Raw genomic sequence first — 17,981 nt, forward strand, 5'->3', positions numbered from 1 at the left:
ATTTCGCATGACCGATCACGCATTGTTGCTGGTTAACCTGGGTTCGCCCGCGTCCACCGAAGTAGCCGATGTCCGCCGTTACCTCAATCAGTTCCTGATGGATCCCTACGTGATCGATCTGCCCTGGCCGCTGCGTCGCCTGCTGGTGTCGCTGATCCTGATCAAGCGCCCGGCGGCGTCGGCGCATGCTTATGCATCGATCTGGTGGGACGAGGGCTCGCCGCTGGTGGTGCTCAGTCGGCGCCTGCAGGAAGCGATGAAGGCGCACTGGTCGCATGGACCGGTGGAACTGGCGATGCGTTACGGCGAGCCGTCCATCGAGGCGACCCTGCAACGCCTTGCTGACCAGGGCATTCGCCAGGTGACCCTGGCACCGCTCTACCCGCAGTTCGCCGACAGCACCACCACCACGGTGATCGAGGAGGCCAAGCGTGTGGTGCGCCAGCGTGGCCTGGATTTGCGTTTCTCCATTCTGCCGCCGTTCTCCGACCAGCCGGAGTACCTCGATGCCCTGGTGGCCAGTGCCAAACCCTATCTGCAGCAGGGCTTCGACCACCTCCTGCTGAGCTTTCACGGCCTGCCCGAGCGCCACCTGCACAAGCTCGATCCCAGTGGTCATTGCCTGAAGGGCGACGACTGCTGCCGCAGCGCTTCGCCCGAGGTGCTCGCCAACTGTTACCGCGCGCAATGCCTGCGCAGCGCCGAGCTGTTCGCTGAGCGCATGGGCCTGCGTCCGGAACAATGGTCGGTGAGCTTTCAGTCGCGCCTGGGTCGTGCCAAGTGGATCGAGCCCTACACCGAGACGCGTCTCGATGAACTGGCAGCGCAGGGGGTGAAGAAGCTGCTGGTGATGTGCCCGGCCTTCGTCGCCGACTGCATCGAGACTCTCGAGGAGATCGGCGACCGCGGCCGCGAGCAATTCGTCGAGGCCGGTGGCGAGAGCCTGCAGCTGGTGCCCTGCCTGAACGATCACCCGGATTGGGTGGCGGCACTCAAGGTACTTTGCGAGCGGGCGCCGCAAGCCCTCTGATGCATGCCTCTGCTCGCCGCGGTGAAGCATTCGCTGCGGCGGGTATGAAGCATTCGCCGGCCTGATAACACCTTCGAGCGATACTCACCGCCGTTTATATCGTCCTAAGCTGACGCTACTTTCAACCGCCGCGCACCGCGTCAGCGGTGCCGAGGAGAGCGTCCGTGCATAACAACAATAACGGCTATCCCTCCAGTGCCCGAGCCTGGGTCACTGTCGCCATCCTGATGGTGGCCTACGTGCTGTCCTTCGTCGATCGGCAGATTCTCAACCTGCTGGTCGAGCCCATCCGCCGCGATCTTGCGATCAACGACACGCAGATGAGTCTGCTGATGGGCCTCTCGTTTGCGCTGTTCTACACGATATGCGGGATTCCTCTCGGGCGTGTGGCCGATACTCGCAGCCGGCGGGGCTTGATCGCCGTGGGCATCCTGTTCTGGAGCGCTGCTACCGCCGCCTGCGGCATGGCCAAGATGTACTGGCAGTTCCTGCTCTGCCGCATCGGTGTCGGTGTGGGCGAGGCGGCGCTTTCGCCTGCAGCCTATTCGCTGATTGCTGACAGCTTTCCCGCCGAGCGCCGGGCCACGGCGATCAGCGTTTATTCGATGGGCGTTTATCTGGGCTCGGGCCTGGCCTTTCTGGTGGGCGGTCTGGTCATTCAGTTCGCCTCGGCGCAGGGCGACGTGACGCTACCGGTGCTGGGAGAGGTGCGTCCCTGGCAGCTGATCTTCCTGATTCTCGGTGTGGCCGGCGTGCTGTTCACCCTGCTCATGCTGGCGGTCAAGGAGCCCGCCCGGCGTGGCGCCGGGGCCGGCGTGGCGGTGCCGCTCAGCGAAGTGGGTCGCTATATCCGCGCCAACCGGCGTACCGTGCTGTTGCACAACTTCGGCTTCGCCGGCCTGGCCTTCGCCGGTTACGGCAGCGCGGCCTGGGTACCGACCTTTTACATTCGCACCTACGGCTGGGACGCCGGCCAGGTGGGTATCGTCTATGGCAGCATCGTCGCGGTGTTCGGCTGTCTGGGTATCGTCTTCGGCGGCCGGCTGGCTGACTGGATGGCGAAACGCGGGCGCAGCGACGCCAACATGCGCGTCGGTCTGTACGCCGCGCTCGGCGCGTTGCCGCTGGTAGCGCTGTTCCCACTGATGGACACCGCGTTCTGGGCCAGCCTGCTGCTGGCGCCGACGGTGTTCTGCCTGAGCATGCCGTTCGGTGTGGCACCTGCGGCGATTCAGGAAATCATGCCGAACTCGATGCGCGGCCAGGCGTCGGCCATCTATCTGTTCGTCATCACTCTGTTCGGCCTGGGAGTAGGGCCGACCGCCGTGGCGCTGGTTACCGACTTCGTCTTCGCCGATGACGCGGCGCTGCGCTATTCGCTGCTGATCGTCACCACCCTGGCGGTGCTGACGTCGGTCATCCTGCTGGCCAAGAGTCTCAAGCCTTATCGTGAGAGCGTGACGCGACTGGAGCAATGGGCTGCCAGCCCGGCCTGAGCCTGCGCGTTTTTCTGCGGTGCCGAGCGTTGTTCGGCACGGTTCATGCGCCAGCGCACGGCCAGCATGGAATTTTTGCGCTTTACTGAGGTCCTGAGTGTTGCGCGCGTCACTCCGGCGCGTGCCAGCCAGGGAACTTCCGTATGGGAGCTAGGCCAGCATCTGCCAGCCAGGGCAGGGCATTCAACGACTCGGTAAATTTTCGACGGTTATTGCTGCCGGGGCTGGCTGCGCTCTTGTTGCTGAGTGGCTGCACCGGCCGGTTGGATAATGACTCGATCGTCCACACGCGCAGCCCGCTCAAGCCTGCCGAAGTGCTGCAAACCGATGTCGACCGCATGGCGACCCTGGCCATGCGCAACAACCTCAACAGCCTGTACCGGCTGATGAACAAGCTGTATCAGCGCAACCCTCGCGAGTGGCGCAAGAACTCGCTGCCCGACGCCGCGGCGGCCGAGCGCGCCATCCAGTACGCCATCGAACACAATCAGGATTGGCCGACGCTGGGTGGTCGGCGCGATGTCGCGGCGCTGGATTACTCGCTAAGCCCGGCGTTTCAGGGCGATCGCGTGGCAGCTTTCACCTATGCCATCGGCAGCATGCTAGTCACTGCGCACGGCGGTCGCACCGAGTTCTACCTGACCGACAGCTTCGATGCGCAATTCATCCACAACGCCGCGCGTAACCTGGAGAAAGCCGGCTGGATGCTGTCGCAGCGGCGTGGCGCCACGGGCCAGCCGCTGCTGTTGTCCAACGAATTCACCGAGCAGGGCGCCAACCTCAGCTATGCGGTGGAGTTCGGCAAGATGGTGGCGCGCCTCGATCTACTCACGCACGTGCTGGAAGAGCGCTACCGGCGCATGGGCGCCAACTATGCGCAGAGCCTGTTCCTGCTGAACTTCCTGCCGGTGCAGTGAGCGGGACGCCGCCCATTGCGGGCGGCGGCGGAGCGTCAGACCTTGCGCACGAACTCCGACTTGAGCTTCATGGCGCCGATGCCATCGATCTTGCAGTCGATGTCGTGATCGCCATCGACCAGGCGAATGTTCTTCACCTTGGTACCGACCTTGACCACCAGTGACGAGCCCTTGACCTTGAGGTCCTTGATCACGGTGATGGTATCGCCGTCCTGCAACAGGTTACCGACCGAGTCCTTGATCACGCGCGCATCGTCGCTGGCATCGGCATTTTCGCCGGCTTTCCACTCATGGGCGCATTCAGGGCAGACCAGCTGGTCGCCGTCTTCGTAGGTGTATTCGGAGTTGCATTTGGGGCAGGGCGGCAGAGCGGTCAAGGGGCGTCCTCGGGCTGATGAGAAACCGCAGATTATATAGGGTTTTGTTGGCTGGCGCCGCTCTAGGACAAGGATTCCTTAACAGGTGGTGTTTTAAATATTGGACTTTGGCCTGCGCCCGATCCGTCAGGAAAGCTCTTCAGGCGCCTTGTGTAGGGCATTGTAAGGGTGGGCGGGAAAAGCGTTGTCCAAATAATCTGAATGGATTTGTTTGACATATTTTACGGCTCGGGCAGACTGGCTGCAGATTCCGTTGCCGAACCGGGTGACGGGCAGCCTCGCTGCAGCCCCCTCTCTGGATGGAGTTGACCCGGTTCGAGCCGCCGTCGGAAGGCGACACTCTGGCTCAGGAAGAGCGCGGGTGCACGGAGTTAGCCAAACAGGCCATGGTGGCGGCAGAACCTTCTGCCGGACACAGGTCTGCACAGCAACGACAGGCCCGGCCTGTCCCAAGGTGACGTATGTCCGACAACAAGATCCGCAACGATTCCTGCAAGAACAATCCCCGCAAACCCGTCGTGTTGATGTCCATGGGCGCTCAAGAGCGCAAGGGCCACGACTATCAAGTAATGACGCACAAATACATCCAGCCTCTGGTCGAGTTCTCCGGTTGCGTGCCGGTGCTGGTGCCCACCTGCTGTGGCACCGCGGACCTCGAGCAGTATCTGGACATGGCCGATGGCGTGTACCTGACCGGGGCCGGCAGCAACATCGATCCAGCGCTCTATGGGCAGGAGAACGAAACGCCGAACAAGGGCCAGGATCGTGACCGCGACCTGTTCGACCTGCCGCTGATTCGAGGCGCCATCGCCCGTGGCCTGCCGATCTTCGGCATCTGTCGGGGCATGCAGGAAATCAACGTGGCGCTGGGCGGCGACATCTATCAGAAGGTCTACGCCGAGCCCGGCTTCAACGATCATCGCGAAAATCCCGATGACCCGGTCGAGGTGCAGTACGCACCCAGCCACAGCGTGCGCCCGGTAGCGGGCAGCTGGTTCGCCGAGTTGCTGGGCAAGGACGAGATTGAGGTCAACTCCCTGCACGGGCAGGCCATTCGCAACCTGGGCAAGGGCCTGGAGGTTCTGGCCACCGCCGAGGATGGGCTGATCGAGGCGGTTCACGCGCCGAGCCTGTCGCCTTTCCTGTTCGCGGTGCAGTGGCACCCGGAGTGGCAGGCGGCGCTGAACCCTGATTCGGTGAAGATCTTCCAGGCATTCGGTGACGCCTGTCACCGCCGTGTGGCCTCGCGCAACAGCCGTCAGGCTGCCTGACCCCGCTCAGCCGTCGGCCCTTATCAGTAAGGGCTTGGCGGCTGTGGCCAGTTCAGGGTGCCGCTGTCGCTGAAGCGGCGGGTGCCGAACAGGCCGTCTGCCAGTTTGCCGCGCAGCCTGTAAGGCACCTCCTGGCCCGGTTGGTAGCCGGCCACGCCCCAGGCTTGGCGCATCACCGAAAACGCGGAAATGCTCACCGGTACGCTTACAACCGTTTCACCGAAGCGCGGCACGCTGCCGCTCTGGTCGCTGACGCCACTGGCCAGCGGCTGGCCGTTGACGTCCAGATCCAGCGCCATGCCGTTGAAGCTTACCGCGCTGTCGTTGGGGTTCTGCACCCGCAGCTTGACCGCGAAGCGCACCTCCAGGCCCTGACCGGGCAAGGGTTCCAGACCGACCAGATCGACCCGCAACGGATCACGATTGCCCAGGCTGGCACAGGCGCTGAGGCCGGCCACGAGCAGGCTGACGAGGCAAAGACGGAGCAGGCGGGGCATGGCGATCTTCCCTGGATTTTGTGGGTTCAGGATAGAAGACCGCTGCGCGCGCCATTAGCTCCCGGCACGTTGCCGGCCGCCCAGTACCAGCGCGATCCCGCCGAGCACGGCAACGGCGCTGAGCAGCAGACGCAGGCTCAGCGCTTCGCCGAGCAGCAGGCTGCCGCCGAGTGCGGCGAGAATCGGTACGCTCAATTGCACCGTGGCCGCCTGGCTGGCGCGCAGGCCGGGCAGGGCGCTGTACCAGATGGCGTAGCCGATGCCCGAGGTCAGCGCGCCGGACAGCAGTGCGTAGAACAGGCCGGGCCCGTCCCAGTCGAGCTGTCCCCACAGTAGCGCCGTCAGCAGCAACGCCAGCGGTGTGGAGCGCATGAAATTGCCGGCGGTTACTGCCAGCGGATCACCCTGGCCGCGACCAAGCAGGGAGTACGCACCCCAGGCGATACCGGCCAGTAGCATCAGCAGTGCGGCCTGCGGCGGTGGTGCGCTGGCGCCCGGTAGCAGCAGCGCCAGCAGGCCTGCGGTGGCCAGTGCTGTACCGAGGCTGGCGGCGAGGCCCAGGCGTTCGCCGCGCAGCAAGCCCCAGAACAGCATGCTCAACTGCACCGCACCGAACAGCAGCAGGGCGCCGGCACCGGTATCCAGTTGCAGGTAGGCGAAGGAAAAGGCGGCCGCATAGGTGAACAGCGCCAGCGCGCCAGGCCAGTTGCCGGCCATGGGCTGCGTGCCTTGTCGCAGTTTCAGCAGCAGCCAAAGGGTCACCGCGCCGCAGAGCAGGCGAATGGCGGTGAAGCTGGCAGCGTCGATTTCGGTTTCACGCAGTGCCAGGCGGCACAGCAGCGAGTTGCCGGCGAAGGCCAGCATGGCGAGGGTGGTGAGCAGCAGGATACGCGCAGGCATCGTCCATCCTTGGGTGAAGGTCTGGTGATGCCTTGCAGCTAACCATGCCAGGCGGGTGCTGGGCATTGGCAGAAGGTCGCAAGTGACTGCGACCTTGGCCATTCACCCGCTGGGCATCGATCAGAAGTGCGCCTTGACCAGCAGGCTCGCGGTGTTCTGGTCGGTCGGGCCAACGAAGTTGTCGCTGACGAAGCCGCCGTCCTTGATGCCGTACTTGTTCTTCCAGTAGTCGTACTCGATGCCAACGTAGAGCTGTTTCTCGCCCCACTTCATGGCCTTGCCCAGGTCGTACTTGATCTGCGGATTGAAGTGCAGGTTGGCGTGGTAGTCGCCACGGCGGTTGCTGTCGTTGTCCACCACCCAGTCCATGAAACCGTCGATGAGGATGTCGGACTCGCCGACCGCAATGGTGTAGCTCCACACCGGGGTGATCTGCCAGACGTTCTTGCCTGGGCGGCTGCCGTCCGGCTTGCGCAAGTAGGTATTGAGCTGGAAGTAGTCGAAACCGGGGATATCCAGGTCGAAAGCCGGACCGAGCAGATAGGCATCGACGTCCTTCTCGCCGAACTCGTAGGTGAAGGCCAGCAGCACGTCCTTGATCGGGCCGAAGGACAGGTCGGCACCGCTGATCTTGCCGAACGACAGGCGCGGGCTGAATTCACCGTAGTAGGTGTGGCCGTCGCCGTTACCGTTGCGTGCGTCGGTGTTGTACTTGATCAGGTCGGTAAAGAAGAACAGGTCACCGAAGCTCCAGCCGCTGGCGTGCTCGAAGGTAACGGTCTGCTGGATCTCCGGATCGATCTTGAAGTCCTGCCCATAAAGGTAGGTCAGGCTGTTGTTCTGCCAATGCAACAGATCGCCGGCGATGGCCTGGCCGCCGGCCAGCAGACCGCTGGCGAGCACCAGCGAAGAGAGGGTGCGGTTCATGGAAGCTCCTGGTGATTAAGACGTGTCGTTATGGTTGTTAAACCTGTCCGCCTGGTCAGGCTGGTGCTGCCAGAGCAAAAACGGCGCCAATTCTGGTGATTGCTGATATCCGTTGCAATTCAATTGGATGCGAAGCTCTTTCGGATGTTTGTGATTGGTTTTTCTGCACCCTTTCTGACCGGGAGGACAAGTGCAGCCATAACTTGGTGCGCAACCGTCTGGCCGATGCAGTGCTGCTGCTTCCCGCTGTGCTTGTTTATTTTGATTATGGTTGTAATATGATAATTGAATTATGGTTGTAATCTAATCAGTGAGAGGATGTCCTCTCACTCATCACACCCCTGGAGAATCACCATGAATACCCAAGCCACCCGCGGGACCGCTTTGATCACAGGCGCCTCAACCGGTATCGGCGCGACCTATGCCGAGCGCCTGGCCCGGCGCGGTCACGATCTGCTGCTGGTGGCACGCGATGCCCAGCGCCTCGATACCCTGGGCAAGCGCCTCGGTGCCGAGTACGGCGTTGCGGTCGAGGTAATGCCTGCCGATCTGACCCACAAGGACGACGTGCTCAAGGTAGAGCAGCGCCTGAGAGGGGATTCGACTATCACTCTGCTGGTCAACAATGCCGGGGTTGCCATGAACGGCACGCTGGCGGCCGCCGACCTGGATCAGGCCGAGGCGATGATTCAGCTCAATGTAGTGACCTTGACTCGCCTGGCCGCCGCGGCGGCAGCCAATTTCTCCGCGGCCGGACGTGGCGGCATCATCAACCTTGGCTCGGTGGTGGCTCTGGCGCCCGAGATGTTCAACGCCGTATACAGCGCGACCAAGGCTTACGTACTGAGCCTGACTCAAACGCTGGCTGGCGAGCTGCGCGAGCGCGGGGTGCAACTGCAGGCGGTGATGCCGGGTGTGACCCGCACCGAAATCTGGGAACGCAGCGGCACCGATGCCTCGGCGCTGCCGCCGTCGATGATCATGGAAGTGGGGGAGATGGTGGACGCGGCACTCGCCGGCTTCGATCAGAAGGAGCTGGTGACCATTCCGTCGCTGCCTGACGCCGCCGATTGGGACGCCTTCGTCAAGGCGCGCGCAGCGTTGGGGCCGAATCTGTCGCGCAATCAGGCGGCTGCGCGCTACAAGTGATGCCAAGCGGCGCACCCGGGCTGCAGGGTGCGCCAAGTGGCATGCGTTACTGCTTCTGCGCCTGTTCGATCAGCACGCGTCGAGTCGTTTTCAGCAGGCGGTCGGACAGTTCCGGGTCCTTGACGCTGCGCGACAGCAGCAAGGCGCCGACCATGGCCGAGAGCATCAGCACACTTTCATCTTTCGCATCATCGCCTGGCAGATTGTTCTCGATCAGCGCCAGGCGGTTACGCACCATCGCATCGGTGGTGGCGCTGGGCTCACCACGCTGGCCCAGCTCCGCAGACATGGTCGGCAGTGGGCAGCCAGCGCCCGGATTGGCGCGGTGCGCACTGGATAAATAGTTCGCGATAAAGCTCGGCAGCGGTGCCTCGGCATCCTTCTCCAATGCCTCGGTGCTGCTGGCCAGTTCCTGCACGGCATGTTGCAGGGCGGTTTCCACCAGATCGTCCTTGGATTTGAAATGGGCGTAGAAGCCGCCGTGGGTCAGGCCCAATGCCTTCATCAGCGGCTGCAGGCCGGTAGCGCCGACACCGTCGCGGCGAAAACGCAGGGCCGCTTCCTCGATGATGCGTTGATGAGTCCTGGCCTTGTGGTCTTCCGAATAGCGCATGGGCTTTCCCGTCGTTCAGATGCTGCTCGTCATCTTACACCTGTGTCGCTGTTCTGGCGTGGGGCATTCATGTCGAGAATCAGGCAGGTGGTAGAGGCCACGGCATAGAGGCGTTCGTCGACGTCATACAGGCGCCCCTCGGCCAGGGCCGTGGAGCGCCCGACATGGATGATCCGACCTTCGGCGCGCACCGGGCCGGCCTCGCTGCGCAGCGCACGGATATAGCTCACCCGCAGGTCGGCGGTGGTGTAACCCTGACCTGGTTTGAGCAGGGTATGCACCGCGCAGCCCATGCAGGAGTCGAGCAGGGTAGCGATGTAGCCGCCGTGCACGCTGCCCAGCGGGTTGTAATGACGCTGATCCGGCGAGCCCTGGAATATGAACAGGCCGCTGGCCCATTGCACCGGAGTGAAGTCGAGGACGCTGTTGATCGGCGGGGAGGGCAGGTCGCCGCGACCGATGGCGTCGAAGAAATCCATCGGTCTCATGGCGGCCACCTCGGCCAGGCTGAGGGTGCCGGGCGCGGCGAGCTGGCTGCGAATGGCCTTTTCCTCGGCGATCCAGGTGGCGAGACGGGCATCTCGTGAAAGGTCGGTCATGCGGGCTCCAGGTAAATATGATGGACGACATTCAATGTTTCATATTATGGTTGAAATATAAATAACCGCCAGTCGTTGTCGAACGGAGCTTTGCCATGCAGCCGTCCCGCGTCCTGTTGATCATCCTGATGCTACTCACCGCGCTCGGGGAAACCTCCACGCAGTTGCTGATCCCCGCACTGGGCGAGCTTGAGCGCGGGCTGCACGCCCAGCCGGGCAGCAGCCTGCTGGCGTTGTCGTTGTTCGTCGGTGCTTTCGGCCTAGGCCAGCTGTGGCTCGGGCCGCTGTCGGATCGCCTGGGGCGCCGGCCGGTATTGCTCGTAGGCCTGAGCCTCTATCTGCTGGCGACTCTTGGCATGCTGCTGGCGCCGAATATCGAGGTGCTGATCGGCATGCGCGTGCTGCAGGGCCTGGGCGCCTGCGCGGCGCTGGTGCTGGCGCGTGCCATCGTGCGTGACGTATGGCAGGAGCGGGCAGGACCGGCCCTGGCGCTGACCGTGCTGGGCATGTTCGCCGCCATCGTCCTGTCGCCGGTGGTCGGTGGACTGCTGACCCAGTACGGCGGCTGGCGTGCGCCTCTGCTGGCCACCCTGGTGCTTGGCAGCCTGGCCCTGCTATCCGTGTTTGGCGGCTATCGCGAGACGCATCTGCAACCTGATCCGCGTGCCGGTCGCCTCAAGGGGCTGCTGGCCAACTATCTGCAGGTTTGGCCCAGCTGCCGCGCGCTGGCGCTGACCATCGCCTGCACCTACGGCGCGATGTTCGTCGTGGTGGCCGGCTCGTCGTCGGCGTACATCGGGCTGCTGGGGCTGAGCGCCGCGCAGTACGGGCTGACCTTTGCCGTGATCGTTTCCGGCTTGCTCGGCGGTGCGCTGTTCACCCTGCGCAACGTGCAGCGCATGGGGCCGCAACGGGTAGTCGGCATCGGCGTGGCGCTGGTGCTGCTCGGGGCGTTGCTGACCCTGGCGGTTTATCAGTTGTCCGGTCTGTCGCTACTGGGGCTGTCGTTACCACAGGTACTGGTGACGCTGGGCGGTGGCATGCTGCTGCCCGCCGCCGTGGCCGGCGCGGTGATTCCCAATCCGCAGCGTGCCGGACTGGCGGCGGGGCTGATGGGGTTCTCGCAGATGGCCGGCGCCACTCTGTCGGGCCTGCTGCTCGGCGCGCTGCAGGATGGCTCGGCCTGGCCTATGGTTGCTCTGAACGCGCTGTTCGCCATGCTGGCGTTTCTGTTCTTCCACCTTCTGCGTACCCGCCCGGTCGTTACGGCTGCGGTGGCCGGCAAACTTCCCTGATTCGAGGACAAAGCAATGAGCAGCTATGACGTGGTCATCATCGGCGCCGGACCCGGCGGTTACAACGCCGCCATTCGGGCTGGCCAACTGGGCCTGAAGGTGGCCTGCGTGGAAGGACGCGAAACCCTCGGCGGTACCTGCCTGAACGTCGGTTGCATGCCGTCCAAGGCGCTGCTGCATGCCTCCGAACTCTACGAGGCAGCGGCCGGTGGTGAGCTCAGTGCGCTGGGTGTGGAAGTCACGCCTACGCTCAACCTGGCGCAGATGATGAAGCAGAAGGAAGGCAGCGTCGAAGCGCTGACCAAGGGTGTGGAATTCCTGTTTCGCAAGAACAAGGTGGAATGGGTCAAGGGCTGGGCACGCATCGAGGGCCCTGGCCGTGTGCAGGTCAAGCTGCACGAGGGTGGCGAGCGCCTGCTGGAGACGAAGAACATCGTCATCGCCACAGGCTCGGAGCCGACACCCTTGCCTGGCGTGAGCATCGACAATGCGCGCATTCTCGACTCCACCGGTGCGCTGTCGCTGCCCGAGGTGCCCAAGCATCTGGTGGTGATCGGCGCCGGGGTGATCGGCCTGGAGCTGGGCTCGGTATGGCGCCGCCTGGGCAGCCAGGTCACGGTGGTGGAGTACCTCGAACGCATCTGCCCCGGCCTGGATGGCGAGACTGCCAAGACCCTGCAGCGCACCTTGGGCAAACAGGGCATGAGCTTCAAGCTGGGTACCAAGGTCACCGGTGCGAAGACGAGCAAGTCCGGCGTGATCCTGAGTCTGGAGCCTGCTGCTGGTGGCGCGAGTGAAAGCCTGGACGCCGATTACGTGCTGGTAGCCATTGGTCGGCGTCCCTATACCAAGGGGCTCGGCCTGGAGAGTGTCGGCCTGAATACCGACAAGCGCGGCATGCTGGACAACGAAAAACACCAGAGCGGTGTACCCGGTGTGTGGGTGATCGGTGACGTCACTTCCGGACCGATGCTCGCCCACAAGGCCGAAGACGAGGCTGTGGCCTGTATCGAACGCATCGCCGGGCATAAGGCGGAGGTCAACTACGGGGTGATTCCAGGCGTGATCTATACGCGCCCAGAGGTGGCCAGCGTCGGCAAGGGCGAGGAGGAGCTGAAGGCAGAGGGACGTGCCTACAAGGTCGGCAAGTTTCCCTTTACCGCCAACAGCCGGGCGAAGATCAACCACGAGACCGAAGGCTTCGTGAAGATCCTCGCTGACGCCAACACCGACCAGATTCTCGGCGTGCACATGATCGGCCCGAGCGTGGGCGAGCTGATCGGCGAGTACTGCGTGGCCATGGAATTCTCCGCCTCGGCCGAGGACATCGCGCTGACCTGCCACCCGCACCCGACCCGCTCCGAGGCCGGGCGCCAGGCGGCGATGGGCGTACATGGATGGACGATGCAGGCGTGAGAACGGCAAGGGGCGGCCCAGCCCAGACCTTGCGCGCCGGGCATTGAGCCGAATGACTGATGGCATAGGTGCGGGCGGCACGCCCTACCTGGAGACGCGTGGTCCGGATGCAGTCCAGGCCCCGTTATCCTGATGGGCGTGCTGTTTCAGAGCACGTGATCGAGGTTCACCGGTTCGCCCGGTTGGACGTGCAGCTTGTTGCGGATATCGGCGAACACCTTGTCGTACTCGTCATGGCCACGCATGACCGGGCTGCTGTTGGGCGGCAGGCCATGGCGGGCGGCGATGCGGGTGGCGACGCTGGCAAAATTGAAGGCTACGTCGCGGTGCAGCTCGAAGGTTTCTTCGAAGTGCCGACCGTCCACTTCGCCGACCATGCGCATATGCAGCATTGGTCCCTGCTGTGGGTCGTTGCGCACTTCGTAGTAGAAGTCCACCGAGAAGGGCGGCGCCAGGCGCAGGCCTTCAGGGCGGTCTAGGTTATCGCGGTGCAGATGGCCTGGTGTGAACATTTCTTTGCTCCTGCGAGACGCGACAAGGCCTTGGCCTCGTCACGGATCAGCGGTAATCGATGCCTTCGGTATCCAGACCGATGCGGGTACCGGAGCTGCCCTGAACGATTGCCTCGATGTTTTCCAGCGAGCCAATCACGGCTGTTTTGCCGGTGTTGCGGGCGAATTCGCAGGCAGCCTGTACCTTTGGTCCCATCGAGCCGGCGGCGAAGCCGAGCTTTTCGATTTCCTCAGGGTGGGCGGCAGCGATGGATCTCTGTCCGGGTTTGCCCCACTCGATATAGGCGGCGTCGACATCGGTGGCGATCACCAGCAAATCGGCGTTCAGTTGTTCGGCCAGCAGGGCCGAGCACAGGTCCTTGTCGATCACTGCCTCGACGCCGCGCAACTGTTTGCCGTCGTACATGGTGGGAATACCGCCGCCACCCGCGCAGATCACCACGCTGCCCTTTTCCAGCAGCCATTTGATCGGGCGGATCTCGAAGATACGCTGCGGTCTGGGGCTGGCCACCACGCGGCGGAACTTGTCGCCGTCCGGGGCGATGCTCCAGCCTTTCTCGGCGGCCAGACGTTCGGCCTCTTCCTTGCTGTAGACCGGACCGATGGGCTTGGTGGGTTTCTTGAAGGCCGGATCGCCGCTGTCCACTTCGACCTGGGTGAGGATGGTGGCGAAGGGCACCTCGAAGGGCAGCAGGTTGCCCAGCTCCTGTTCGATCATGTAGCCGATCATGCCTTCGGTTTCGGCGCCGAGCACGTCCAGCGGGTAGGGGTTGGCCGCGTCATAGGCGTTGCCCTGCAGGGCCAGCAGGCCGACCTGTGGGCCGTTGCCGTGGGCGATCACCAGTTCGTTGCCGGGCGCCACCTTGGCGATCTGCCGGCAGGCGATACGCACGTTTTCGCGTTGGTTTTCCGCAGTCATGGCTTCGCCGCGGCGAAGCAGGGCGTTGCCGCCCAGAGCGATGACGAGTCGCATGGTGTTCTCCTTGTTCGTGTTCGTAGCCCGGATGCAATCCGGGCAGTGGAACAGACCTTTCCCGGATTTCATCCGGGCTACGGGCTGCGTTGCCGGCCAGACCCTCTCCCCCGGCCCCTCTCCCATTAATGGGAGAGGGGAGACAAGTGCGCAGCGTCAGATGTCAGCCAGGGTCGAAACCAGAATCGCCTTGATCGTGTGCATGCGGTTTTCCGCCTGCTCGAAGGCGATGTTCCAGGGCGATTCGAAGACGTCTTCGGTGACTTCGATGCCGTTCTTCAGGTTCGGATATTGTTCGGCGATCTGCTTGCCGACCTTGGTCTCGCTGTTGTGGAAGGCGGGCAGGCAGTGCATGAACTTCACCCGCGGATTACCGGCGGCCTTCATGATCTCGGCGTTGACCTGATAGGGCAGCAGTTCCTGGATGCGCTCGCCCCAGGCCTCGACCGGCTCACCCATGGAAACCCAGACGTCGGTGTGAACGAAGTCCACGCCCTTGACCGCTTCCTTCGGGTCTTCGGTGAGCAGGATGCGTGCGCCGCTTTCCTCGGCGAATTTCTTGCACGCAGCAACGTGTTCGTCGCTCGGCCACAGTGCCTTGGGCGCGGCGATGCGCACGTCCATGCCGAGCTTGGCGCCGATCAGCAGCAGCGAGTTGCCCATGTTGTTGCGCGCATCACCCAGGTAGGCGTAGGCAATGTCGTGCAGCGGCTTGTCGGCGTGCTCGCGCATGGTCAGTACGTCGGCGAGCATCTGCGTCGGATGATATTCGTCGGTCAGGCCGTTAAAGACCGGCACGCCGGCGTACTGGGCCAGTTCTTCGACGATTTCCTGCTTGAAGCCGCGGTACTCGATGGCGTCGTACATGCGCCCGAGCACACGGGCGGTATCCTTCATCGATTCCTTGTGGCCGATCTGCGACGAGTTGGGGTCGATGTAGGTGACGTTGGCACCCTGATCGTATGCCGCTACTTCGAAAGCGCAGCGGGTACGGGTGGAGGTCTTCTCGAAAATCAGCGCGATGTTCTTGCGCTTGAGGTGCTGTTGCTCGGTGCCGGTGTACTTGGCACGCTTGAGATCGCGGGACAGGTCGAGCAGGTAACGCAGCTCGCGGGTGCTGTGGTGCATCAGGCTGAGCAGGTTACGGTTGTGCATGTTGAACGCCATGGTTCTCTCTCCTTGTGGGCAGCTGAAACGCCCCGGCAGCGGATGGCCGCCGGGGTTGGCTGGATCAGTAGTCGATCGGGTCGCGAATGATCGGGCAGGTCATGCAGTGGCCGCCGCCACGACCGCGGCCCAGTTCGCTGGCGCTGATGGTGATGACCTCGACGCCGGCCTTGCGCAGCAGGGTATTGGTGTAGGTGTTGCGGTCGTAGCCAATGACCACGCCTGGTTCCAGGCAGACCACGTTGTTGCCGTCATCCCATTGCTCGCGCTCGGCCTCGTAGGCGTCGCCACCGGTTTCCACCACCCGCAGTTGCTTGAGGCCGAGGCACTCAGCGACGACGTCGACGAAGGGCTTGTCCTCGCGGCGCACGTCGATGCCGCCGGGGCGGCTTTCGTCCGGGCGCAGGATGAAGGGCACGATGCTGTTGGCCACTTCCGGGAAGATGGTCACCAGATCGCGGTCGCAGAAGCTGAACACGGTGTCCAGATGCATGGCCGCGCGCGAGCGGCCGAGGCCGGCGACCACCACCTTGTCTGCCGCGCCCTTGGCGAACAGCGCGCGTGCCACCTGGCCAATGGCCTGGTGCGAGGTGCGCTCGCCCATGCCGATCAGCACGGTGCCGTTGCCGATGGGCATCACGTCGCCGCCTTCAAGGGTGGCCGAGCCATGGTCCTTGTCCGGATCGCCGTACCAGATCTCGAAGGGTTCGTTGGCGAAGTCCGGGTGGAAGGTGTAGATGGCGCTGGTGAGCAGGGTTTCCTGACGGCGTGCCGGCCAGTACATCGGGTTGAGGGTGACGCCGCCATAGATCCAGCAGGTGGTGTCGCGAGTGAACTGGGTGTTGGGCAGCGGTGGGAAGATGAAGCTGGCTTCGCCCAGGTAGGCGTTGAACATCTTCGCCGCTTCGGAATCCTTGTGCCTGGCCAGATCGGCACCGGATACACCGCCGATGAGGAACTCGGCGATGCGCCGCGGTTCCAGACCTTCGATGAAAGAACGCACTTCGTTCTGCAGGCCGAGGCCTACGCTGTTGGGAGTGATCTTGCGGTCGAGAATCCACTTCAGCGCATGGGGATCGCTGACGGTTTCTTCCAGCAGGTTGTGCATTTCCACGATCTCGATACCGCGTTCGCGCATCTTGGTCATGAAGTCGAAATGGTCGCGCTTGGCCTGCGATACCCAGATCACGTCGTCGAACAGCAGTTCGTCGCAATTGGCGGGGGTCAGGCGCAGATGGGCGAGGCCCGGCGAGCAGACCATCACCTTGTGCAGTTTGCCGGCTTCGGAATGAACGCCGAGGGGCTTCTTGGACATGTCGAACTCCTTCTCGTAGAGCGAGTTTTAAGGCTGGCCGGCAGCCCGTCGCGGGCCGCCGGCCAGCGGTGTTACAGACTCAGGAAGCCGTCATACAGCCCGAAGGCGGCGATGGCGGCACCGATCAGCACGACGACGAAAATCAGCTTCTCGACGCCGGTGAAGATGGGGTGACCCAGTTCGCGCTTGGCCTTGGCGAAGAGAATCGCGCCAGGCGCATACAGCAGTGCCGAAAGCAGCAGGTACTGCACGCCAGCGGCGTACACCAGCCAGACCGCGTAAAGGGTAGAGATACCCGCGATCAGCAGATCCTTGTTGCGCTCGCCAGCGGCGTTTTCGTAGGTCTCGCCGCGCACGGCCAGCAGCACTGCATAGGCGCTGGACCAGAAGTACGGCACCAGAATCATCGAGGTGGCCAGATACAGCAGGCTGAGGTAGGTGGAGGCACTGAACAAAGTGATGATCAGAAAAAGCTGGATCAGCCCGTTGGACAGCCACAGCGCATTGGCCGGAACCTGGTTGGCGTTCTCCTTGCGCAGGAACTCCGGCATGGTGTGGTCGCGCGCGCTGGCGAAGAGAATCTCGGCGCACAGCAGCGTCCACGACAGCAAGGCTCCAGCCAGTGAGACGATCAGGCCGATGGCGATCAGCTGTGCGCCCCAGGGACCCACTACCTGCTCCAGTACACCGGCCATGGACGGGTTCTTCAGGCCGGCCAGTTCGGCCTGAGCCAGAATGCCCTGGCTGAGCACGTTGACCAGCACCAGCAGCAGGAGCACGCCGACGAAGCCGAGCACCGTGGCCTTGCCAACGTCGCTGCGTTTCTCGGCTCGGGCCGAGAAGATGCTTGCGCCTTCGATGCCGATGAACACCCAGACGGTGACCAGCATCATGTTGCGCACCTGATCCATCACGCTGCCCAGTTCACTGTTGCCATGGCCCCAGAAATCCGCGGTGTAGACGTCGAACTTGAAGGCGATGGCGGCGATGATGATGAACAGCGCCAGGGGAACCATCTTGGCGATGGTGGTGACGGTGTTGATGAACGCCGCCTCCTTGATGCCGCGTAGCACCAGAAAGTGCAGCAGCCAGAGCAGCAGCGAGGCGCAGATCACCGCCGGCAGGGTGTTGCCTTCACCGAACACCGGGAAGAAGTAACCCAGGGTGGAGAACAGCAGCACCATGTAGCTGACGTTGCCGATCCAGGCGCTGATCCAGTAGCCCCAGGCCGATGAGAAACCCATGTAGTCGCCGAAACCGGCCTTGGCGTAGGCGTAGACCCCGCCGTCGAGTTCGGGCTTGCGGTTGGCCAGGGTCTGGAACACGAACGCCAGGGTCAGCATGCCGACACCGGTGATCAGCCAGCCGACAAGCGTGGCCCCGGCGCTGGCGCTGGCAGCGATGTTTTGTGGAAGGGAGAAAATACCGCCGCCGACCATGGAGCCGACGACCAGCGCAATCAATGCGCCGAGGCGGAGTTTTTGTGTCGAATCAGACATCTCAATTACCTCCGTGTCACAAGGGGAC

Annotated in this window: 18 protein-coding genes; 7 read left to right on the forward strand and 11 right to left on the reverse strand. The window is 63.4% G+C overall.

Translation table 11 applies throughout. From position 1 onward, the window contains the following. The first annotated feature begins 7 nt into the window (after positions 1 to 7). The 3 genes from hemH to DXK50_RS13410 all read left to right on the forward strand — a co-directional run bounded on the left by hemH (position 8) and on the right by DXK50_RS13410 (position 3,443). Positions 8 to 1,030, forward strand: coding sequence for a ferrochelatase (hemH, locus tag DXK50_RS13400; protein WP_212630651.1), 1,023 nt, complete (start codon positions 8 to 10; stop codon positions 1,028 to 1,030). Positions 1,031 to 1,194: 164 nt separating this feature from the next. Beyond that, positions 1,195 to 2,526 carry a spinster family MFS transporter gene (locus DXK50_RS13405; RefSeq protein WP_161867360.1) on the forward strand — a complete coding sequence of 444 codons (1,332 nt, stop codon included), beginning with the start codon at positions 1,195 to 1,197 and terminating at the stop codon, positions 2,524 to 2,526. Between the two features lie 143 nt (positions 2,527 to 2,669). After that, entirely contained in the window at positions 2,670 to 3,443 is a 774-nt protein-coding gene (locus DXK50_RS13410) for a hypothetical protein (protein ID WP_249186830.1), read from the forward strand. Positions 3,444 to 3,478: 35 nt separating this feature from the next. Here the strand turns inward: DXK50_RS13410 and DXK50_RS13415 are convergent, their stop codons facing one another. Continuing rightward, positions 3,479 to 3,820: a zinc ribbon domain-containing protein YjdM gene (locus DXK50_RS13415; protein ID WP_161867362.1), complete on the reverse strand. Its 342-nt coding sequence runs from the start codon at positions 3,818 to 3,820 to the stop codon at positions 3,479 to 3,481. Between the two features lie 461 nt (positions 3,821 to 4,281). Between DXK50_RS13415 and DXK50_RS13420 the strand changes: the two genes are divergently transcribed. Beyond that, complete coding sequence (locus DXK50_RS13420) at positions 4,282 to 5,091, forward strand: gamma-glutamyl-gamma-aminobutyrate hydrolase family protein (protein ID WP_212630652.1); 810 nt, start codon at positions 4,282 to 4,284, stop codon at positions 5,089 to 5,091. Between the two features lie 23 nt (positions 5,092 to 5,114). Here DXK50_RS13420 and DXK50_RS13425 read toward each other — a convergent pair whose 3' ends face one another. From DXK50_RS13425 to DXK50_RS13435, 3 genes are all read right to left on the reverse strand, one after another. After that, positions 5,115 to 5,588, reverse strand: a complete 474-nt coding sequence (locus tag DXK50_RS13425) for an LEA/WHy family protein (protein ID WP_161867364.1) — start codon at positions 5,586 to 5,588, stop codon at positions 5,115 to 5,117. 54 nt (positions 5,589 to 5,642) lie between these two features. Next, complete coding sequence (locus DXK50_RS13430) at positions 5,643 to 6,488, reverse strand: EamA family transporter (protein WP_212630653.1); 846 nt, start codon at positions 6,486 to 6,488, stop codon at positions 5,643 to 5,645. Positions 6,489 to 6,608: 120 nt separating this feature from the next. Continuing rightward, a complete protein-coding gene (locus tag DXK50_RS13435) occupies positions 6,609 to 7,415 on the reverse strand; it encodes an outer membrane protein OmpK (protein ID WP_161867366.1) in 807 nt (268 codons plus the stop codon). Between the two features lie 354 nt (positions 7,416 to 7,769). Here DXK50_RS13435 and DXK50_RS13440 point away from each other — a divergent pair, with 354 nt between their 5' ends. Then, on the forward strand, positions 7,770 to 8,564 hold the full coding sequence (locus DXK50_RS13440) for an SDR family NAD(P)-dependent oxidoreductase (RefSeq protein WP_212630654.1): 795 nt from the start codon (positions 7,770 to 7,772) through the stop codon (positions 8,562 to 8,564). Positions 8,565 to 8,610: 46 nt separating this feature from the next. Here the strand turns inward: DXK50_RS13440 and DXK50_RS13445 are convergent, their stop codons facing one another. Both DXK50_RS13445 and DXK50_RS13450 read right to left on the reverse strand, forming a co-directional pair. Next, positions 8,611 to 9,177: a TetR/AcrR family transcriptional regulator gene (locus tag DXK50_RS13445; protein WP_212630655.1), complete on the reverse strand. Its 567-nt coding sequence runs from the start codon at positions 9,175 to 9,177 to the stop codon at positions 8,611 to 8,613. Between the two features lie 29 nt (positions 9,178 to 9,206). After that, a complete protein-coding gene (locus DXK50_RS13450) occupies positions 9,207 to 9,776 on the reverse strand; it encodes a PaaI family thioesterase (RefSeq protein WP_212630656.1) in 570 nt (189 codons plus the stop codon). Between the two features lie 95 nt (positions 9,777 to 9,871). On the opposite strand from DXK50_RS13450, the gene DXK50_RS13455 reads away from it, so the two are divergent. Together DXK50_RS13455 and lpdA are read left to right on the forward strand one after the other, a co-directional pair. Continuing rightward, complete coding sequence (locus DXK50_RS13455) at positions 9,872 to 11,071, forward strand: MFS transporter (RefSeq protein WP_212630657.1); 1,200 nt, start codon at positions 9,872 to 9,874, stop codon at positions 11,069 to 11,071. A gap of 15 nt (positions 11,072 to 11,086) precedes the next feature. Next, positions 11,087 to 12,487 carry a dihydrolipoyl dehydrogenase gene (lpdA, locus tag DXK50_RS13460; RefSeq protein WP_212630658.1) on the forward strand — a complete coding sequence of 467 codons (1,401 nt, stop codon included), beginning with the start codon at positions 11,087 to 11,089 and terminating at the stop codon, positions 12,485 to 12,487. A gap of 146 nt (positions 12,488 to 12,633) precedes the next feature. On the opposite strand, the gene DXK50_RS13465 is transcribed toward lpdA, so the two are convergent. The 5 genes from DXK50_RS13465 to arcD all read right to left on the reverse strand — a co-directional run bounded on the left by DXK50_RS13465 (position 12,634) and on the right by arcD (position 17,953). Next, on the reverse strand, positions 12,634 to 12,999 hold the full coding sequence (locus DXK50_RS13465) for a DUF5064 family protein (protein WP_212630659.1): 366 nt from the start codon (positions 12,997 to 12,999) through the stop codon (positions 12,634 to 12,636). A 46-nt stretch (positions 13,000 to 13,045) separates the two neighbouring features. Next, positions 13,046 to 13,972, reverse strand: coding sequence for a carbamate kinase (gene arcC / locus DXK50_RS13470; RefSeq protein ID WP_212630660.1), 927 nt, complete (start codon positions 13,970 to 13,972; stop codon positions 13,046 to 13,048). Positions 13,973 to 14,128: 156 nt separating this feature from the next. Next, positions 14,129 to 15,139 carry an ornithine carbamoyltransferase gene (locus DXK50_RS13475; RefSeq protein WP_161867374.1) on the reverse strand — a complete coding sequence of 337 codons (1,011 nt, stop codon included), beginning with the start codon at positions 15,137 to 15,139 and terminating at the stop codon, positions 14,129 to 14,131. Between the two features lie 64 nt (positions 15,140 to 15,203). After that, positions 15,204 to 16,454 (reverse strand): arginine deiminase, encoded by a 1,251-nt coding sequence (arcA, locus tag DXK50_RS13480; protein WP_212630661.1) that lies wholly within the window; start codon positions 16,452 to 16,454, stop codon positions 15,204 to 15,206. Between the two features lie 71 nt (positions 16,455 to 16,525). Beyond that, positions 16,526 to 17,953: an arginine-ornithine antiporter gene (gene arcD / locus DXK50_RS13485; protein WP_212630662.1), complete on the reverse strand. Its 1,428-nt coding sequence runs from the start codon at positions 17,951 to 17,953 to the stop codon at positions 16,526 to 16,528. Between the last annotated feature and the right edge of the window lie 28 nt (positions 17,954 to 17,981).

The organism is Pseudomonas sp. KB-10 (genome assembly GCF_018221585.1).
GTDB lineage: Bacteria > Pseudomonadota > Gammaproteobacteria > Pseudomonadales > Pseudomonadaceae > Aquipseudomonas > Aquipseudomonas yangonensis.

Bases quoted from the DNA above. Each gene is read 5' to 3' on its own strand.
- hemH (WP_212630651.1), top strand. From the start codon at position 8: ATGACCGATCACGCATTGTTGCTGGTTAACCTGGGTTCGCCCGCGTCC.
- DXK50_RS13410 (WP_249186830.1), top strand. From the start codon at position 2,670: ATGGGAGCTAGGCCAGCATCTGCCAGCCAGGGCAGGGCATTCAACGAC.
- DXK50_RS13420 (WP_212630652.1), top strand. From the start codon at position 4,282: ATGTCCGACAACAAGATCCGCAACGATTCCTGCAAGAACAATCCCCGC.
- DXK50_RS13425 (WP_161867364.1), bottom strand. From the start codon at position 5,588: ATGCCCCGCCTGCTCCGTCTTTGCCTCGTCAGCCTGCTCGTGGCCGGC.
- DXK50_RS13430 (WP_212630653.1), bottom strand. From the start codon at position 6,488: ATGCCTGCGCGTATCCTGCTGCTCACCACCCTCGCCATGCTGGCCTTC.
- DXK50_RS13435 (WP_161867366.1), bottom strand. From the start codon at position 7,415: ATGAACCGCACCCTCTCTTCGCTGGTGCTCGCCAGCGGTCTGCTGGCC.
- DXK50_RS13440 (WP_212630654.1), top strand. From the start codon at position 7,770: ATGAATACCCAAGCCACCCGCGGGACCGCTTTGATCACAGGCGCCTCA.
- DXK50_RS13445 (WP_212630655.1), bottom strand. From the start codon at position 9,177: ATGCGCTATTCGGAAGACCACAAGGCCAGGACTCATCAACGCATCATC.
- DXK50_RS13450 (WP_212630656.1), bottom strand. From the start codon at position 9,776: ATGACCGACCTTTCACGAGATGCCCGTCTCGCCACCTGGATCGCCGAG.
- DXK50_RS13455 (WP_212630657.1), top strand. From the start codon at position 9,872: ATGCAGCCGTCCCGCGTCCTGTTGATCATCCTGATGCTACTCACCGCG.
- lpdA (WP_212630658.1), top strand. From the start codon at position 11,087: ATGAGCAGCTATGACGTGGTCATCATCGGCGCCGGACCCGGCGGTTAC.
- DXK50_RS13465 (WP_212630659.1), bottom strand. From the start codon at position 12,999: ATGTTCACACCAGGCCATCTGCACCGCGATAACCTAGACCGCCCTGAA.
- arcC (WP_212630660.1), bottom strand. From the start codon at position 13,972: ATGCGACTCGTCATCGCTCTGGGCGGCAACGCCCTGCTTCGCCGCGGC.
- DXK50_RS13475 (WP_161867374.1), bottom strand. From the start codon at position 15,139: ATGGCGTTCAACATGCACAACCGTAACCTGCTCAGCCTGATGCACCAC.
- arcA (WP_212630661.1), bottom strand. From the start codon at position 16,454: ATGTCCAAGAAGCCCCTCGGCGTTCATTCCGAAGCCGGCAAACTGCAC.
- arcD (WP_212630662.1), bottom strand. From the start codon at position 17,953: ATGTCTGATTCGACACAAAAACTCCGCCTCGGCGCATTGATTGCGCTG.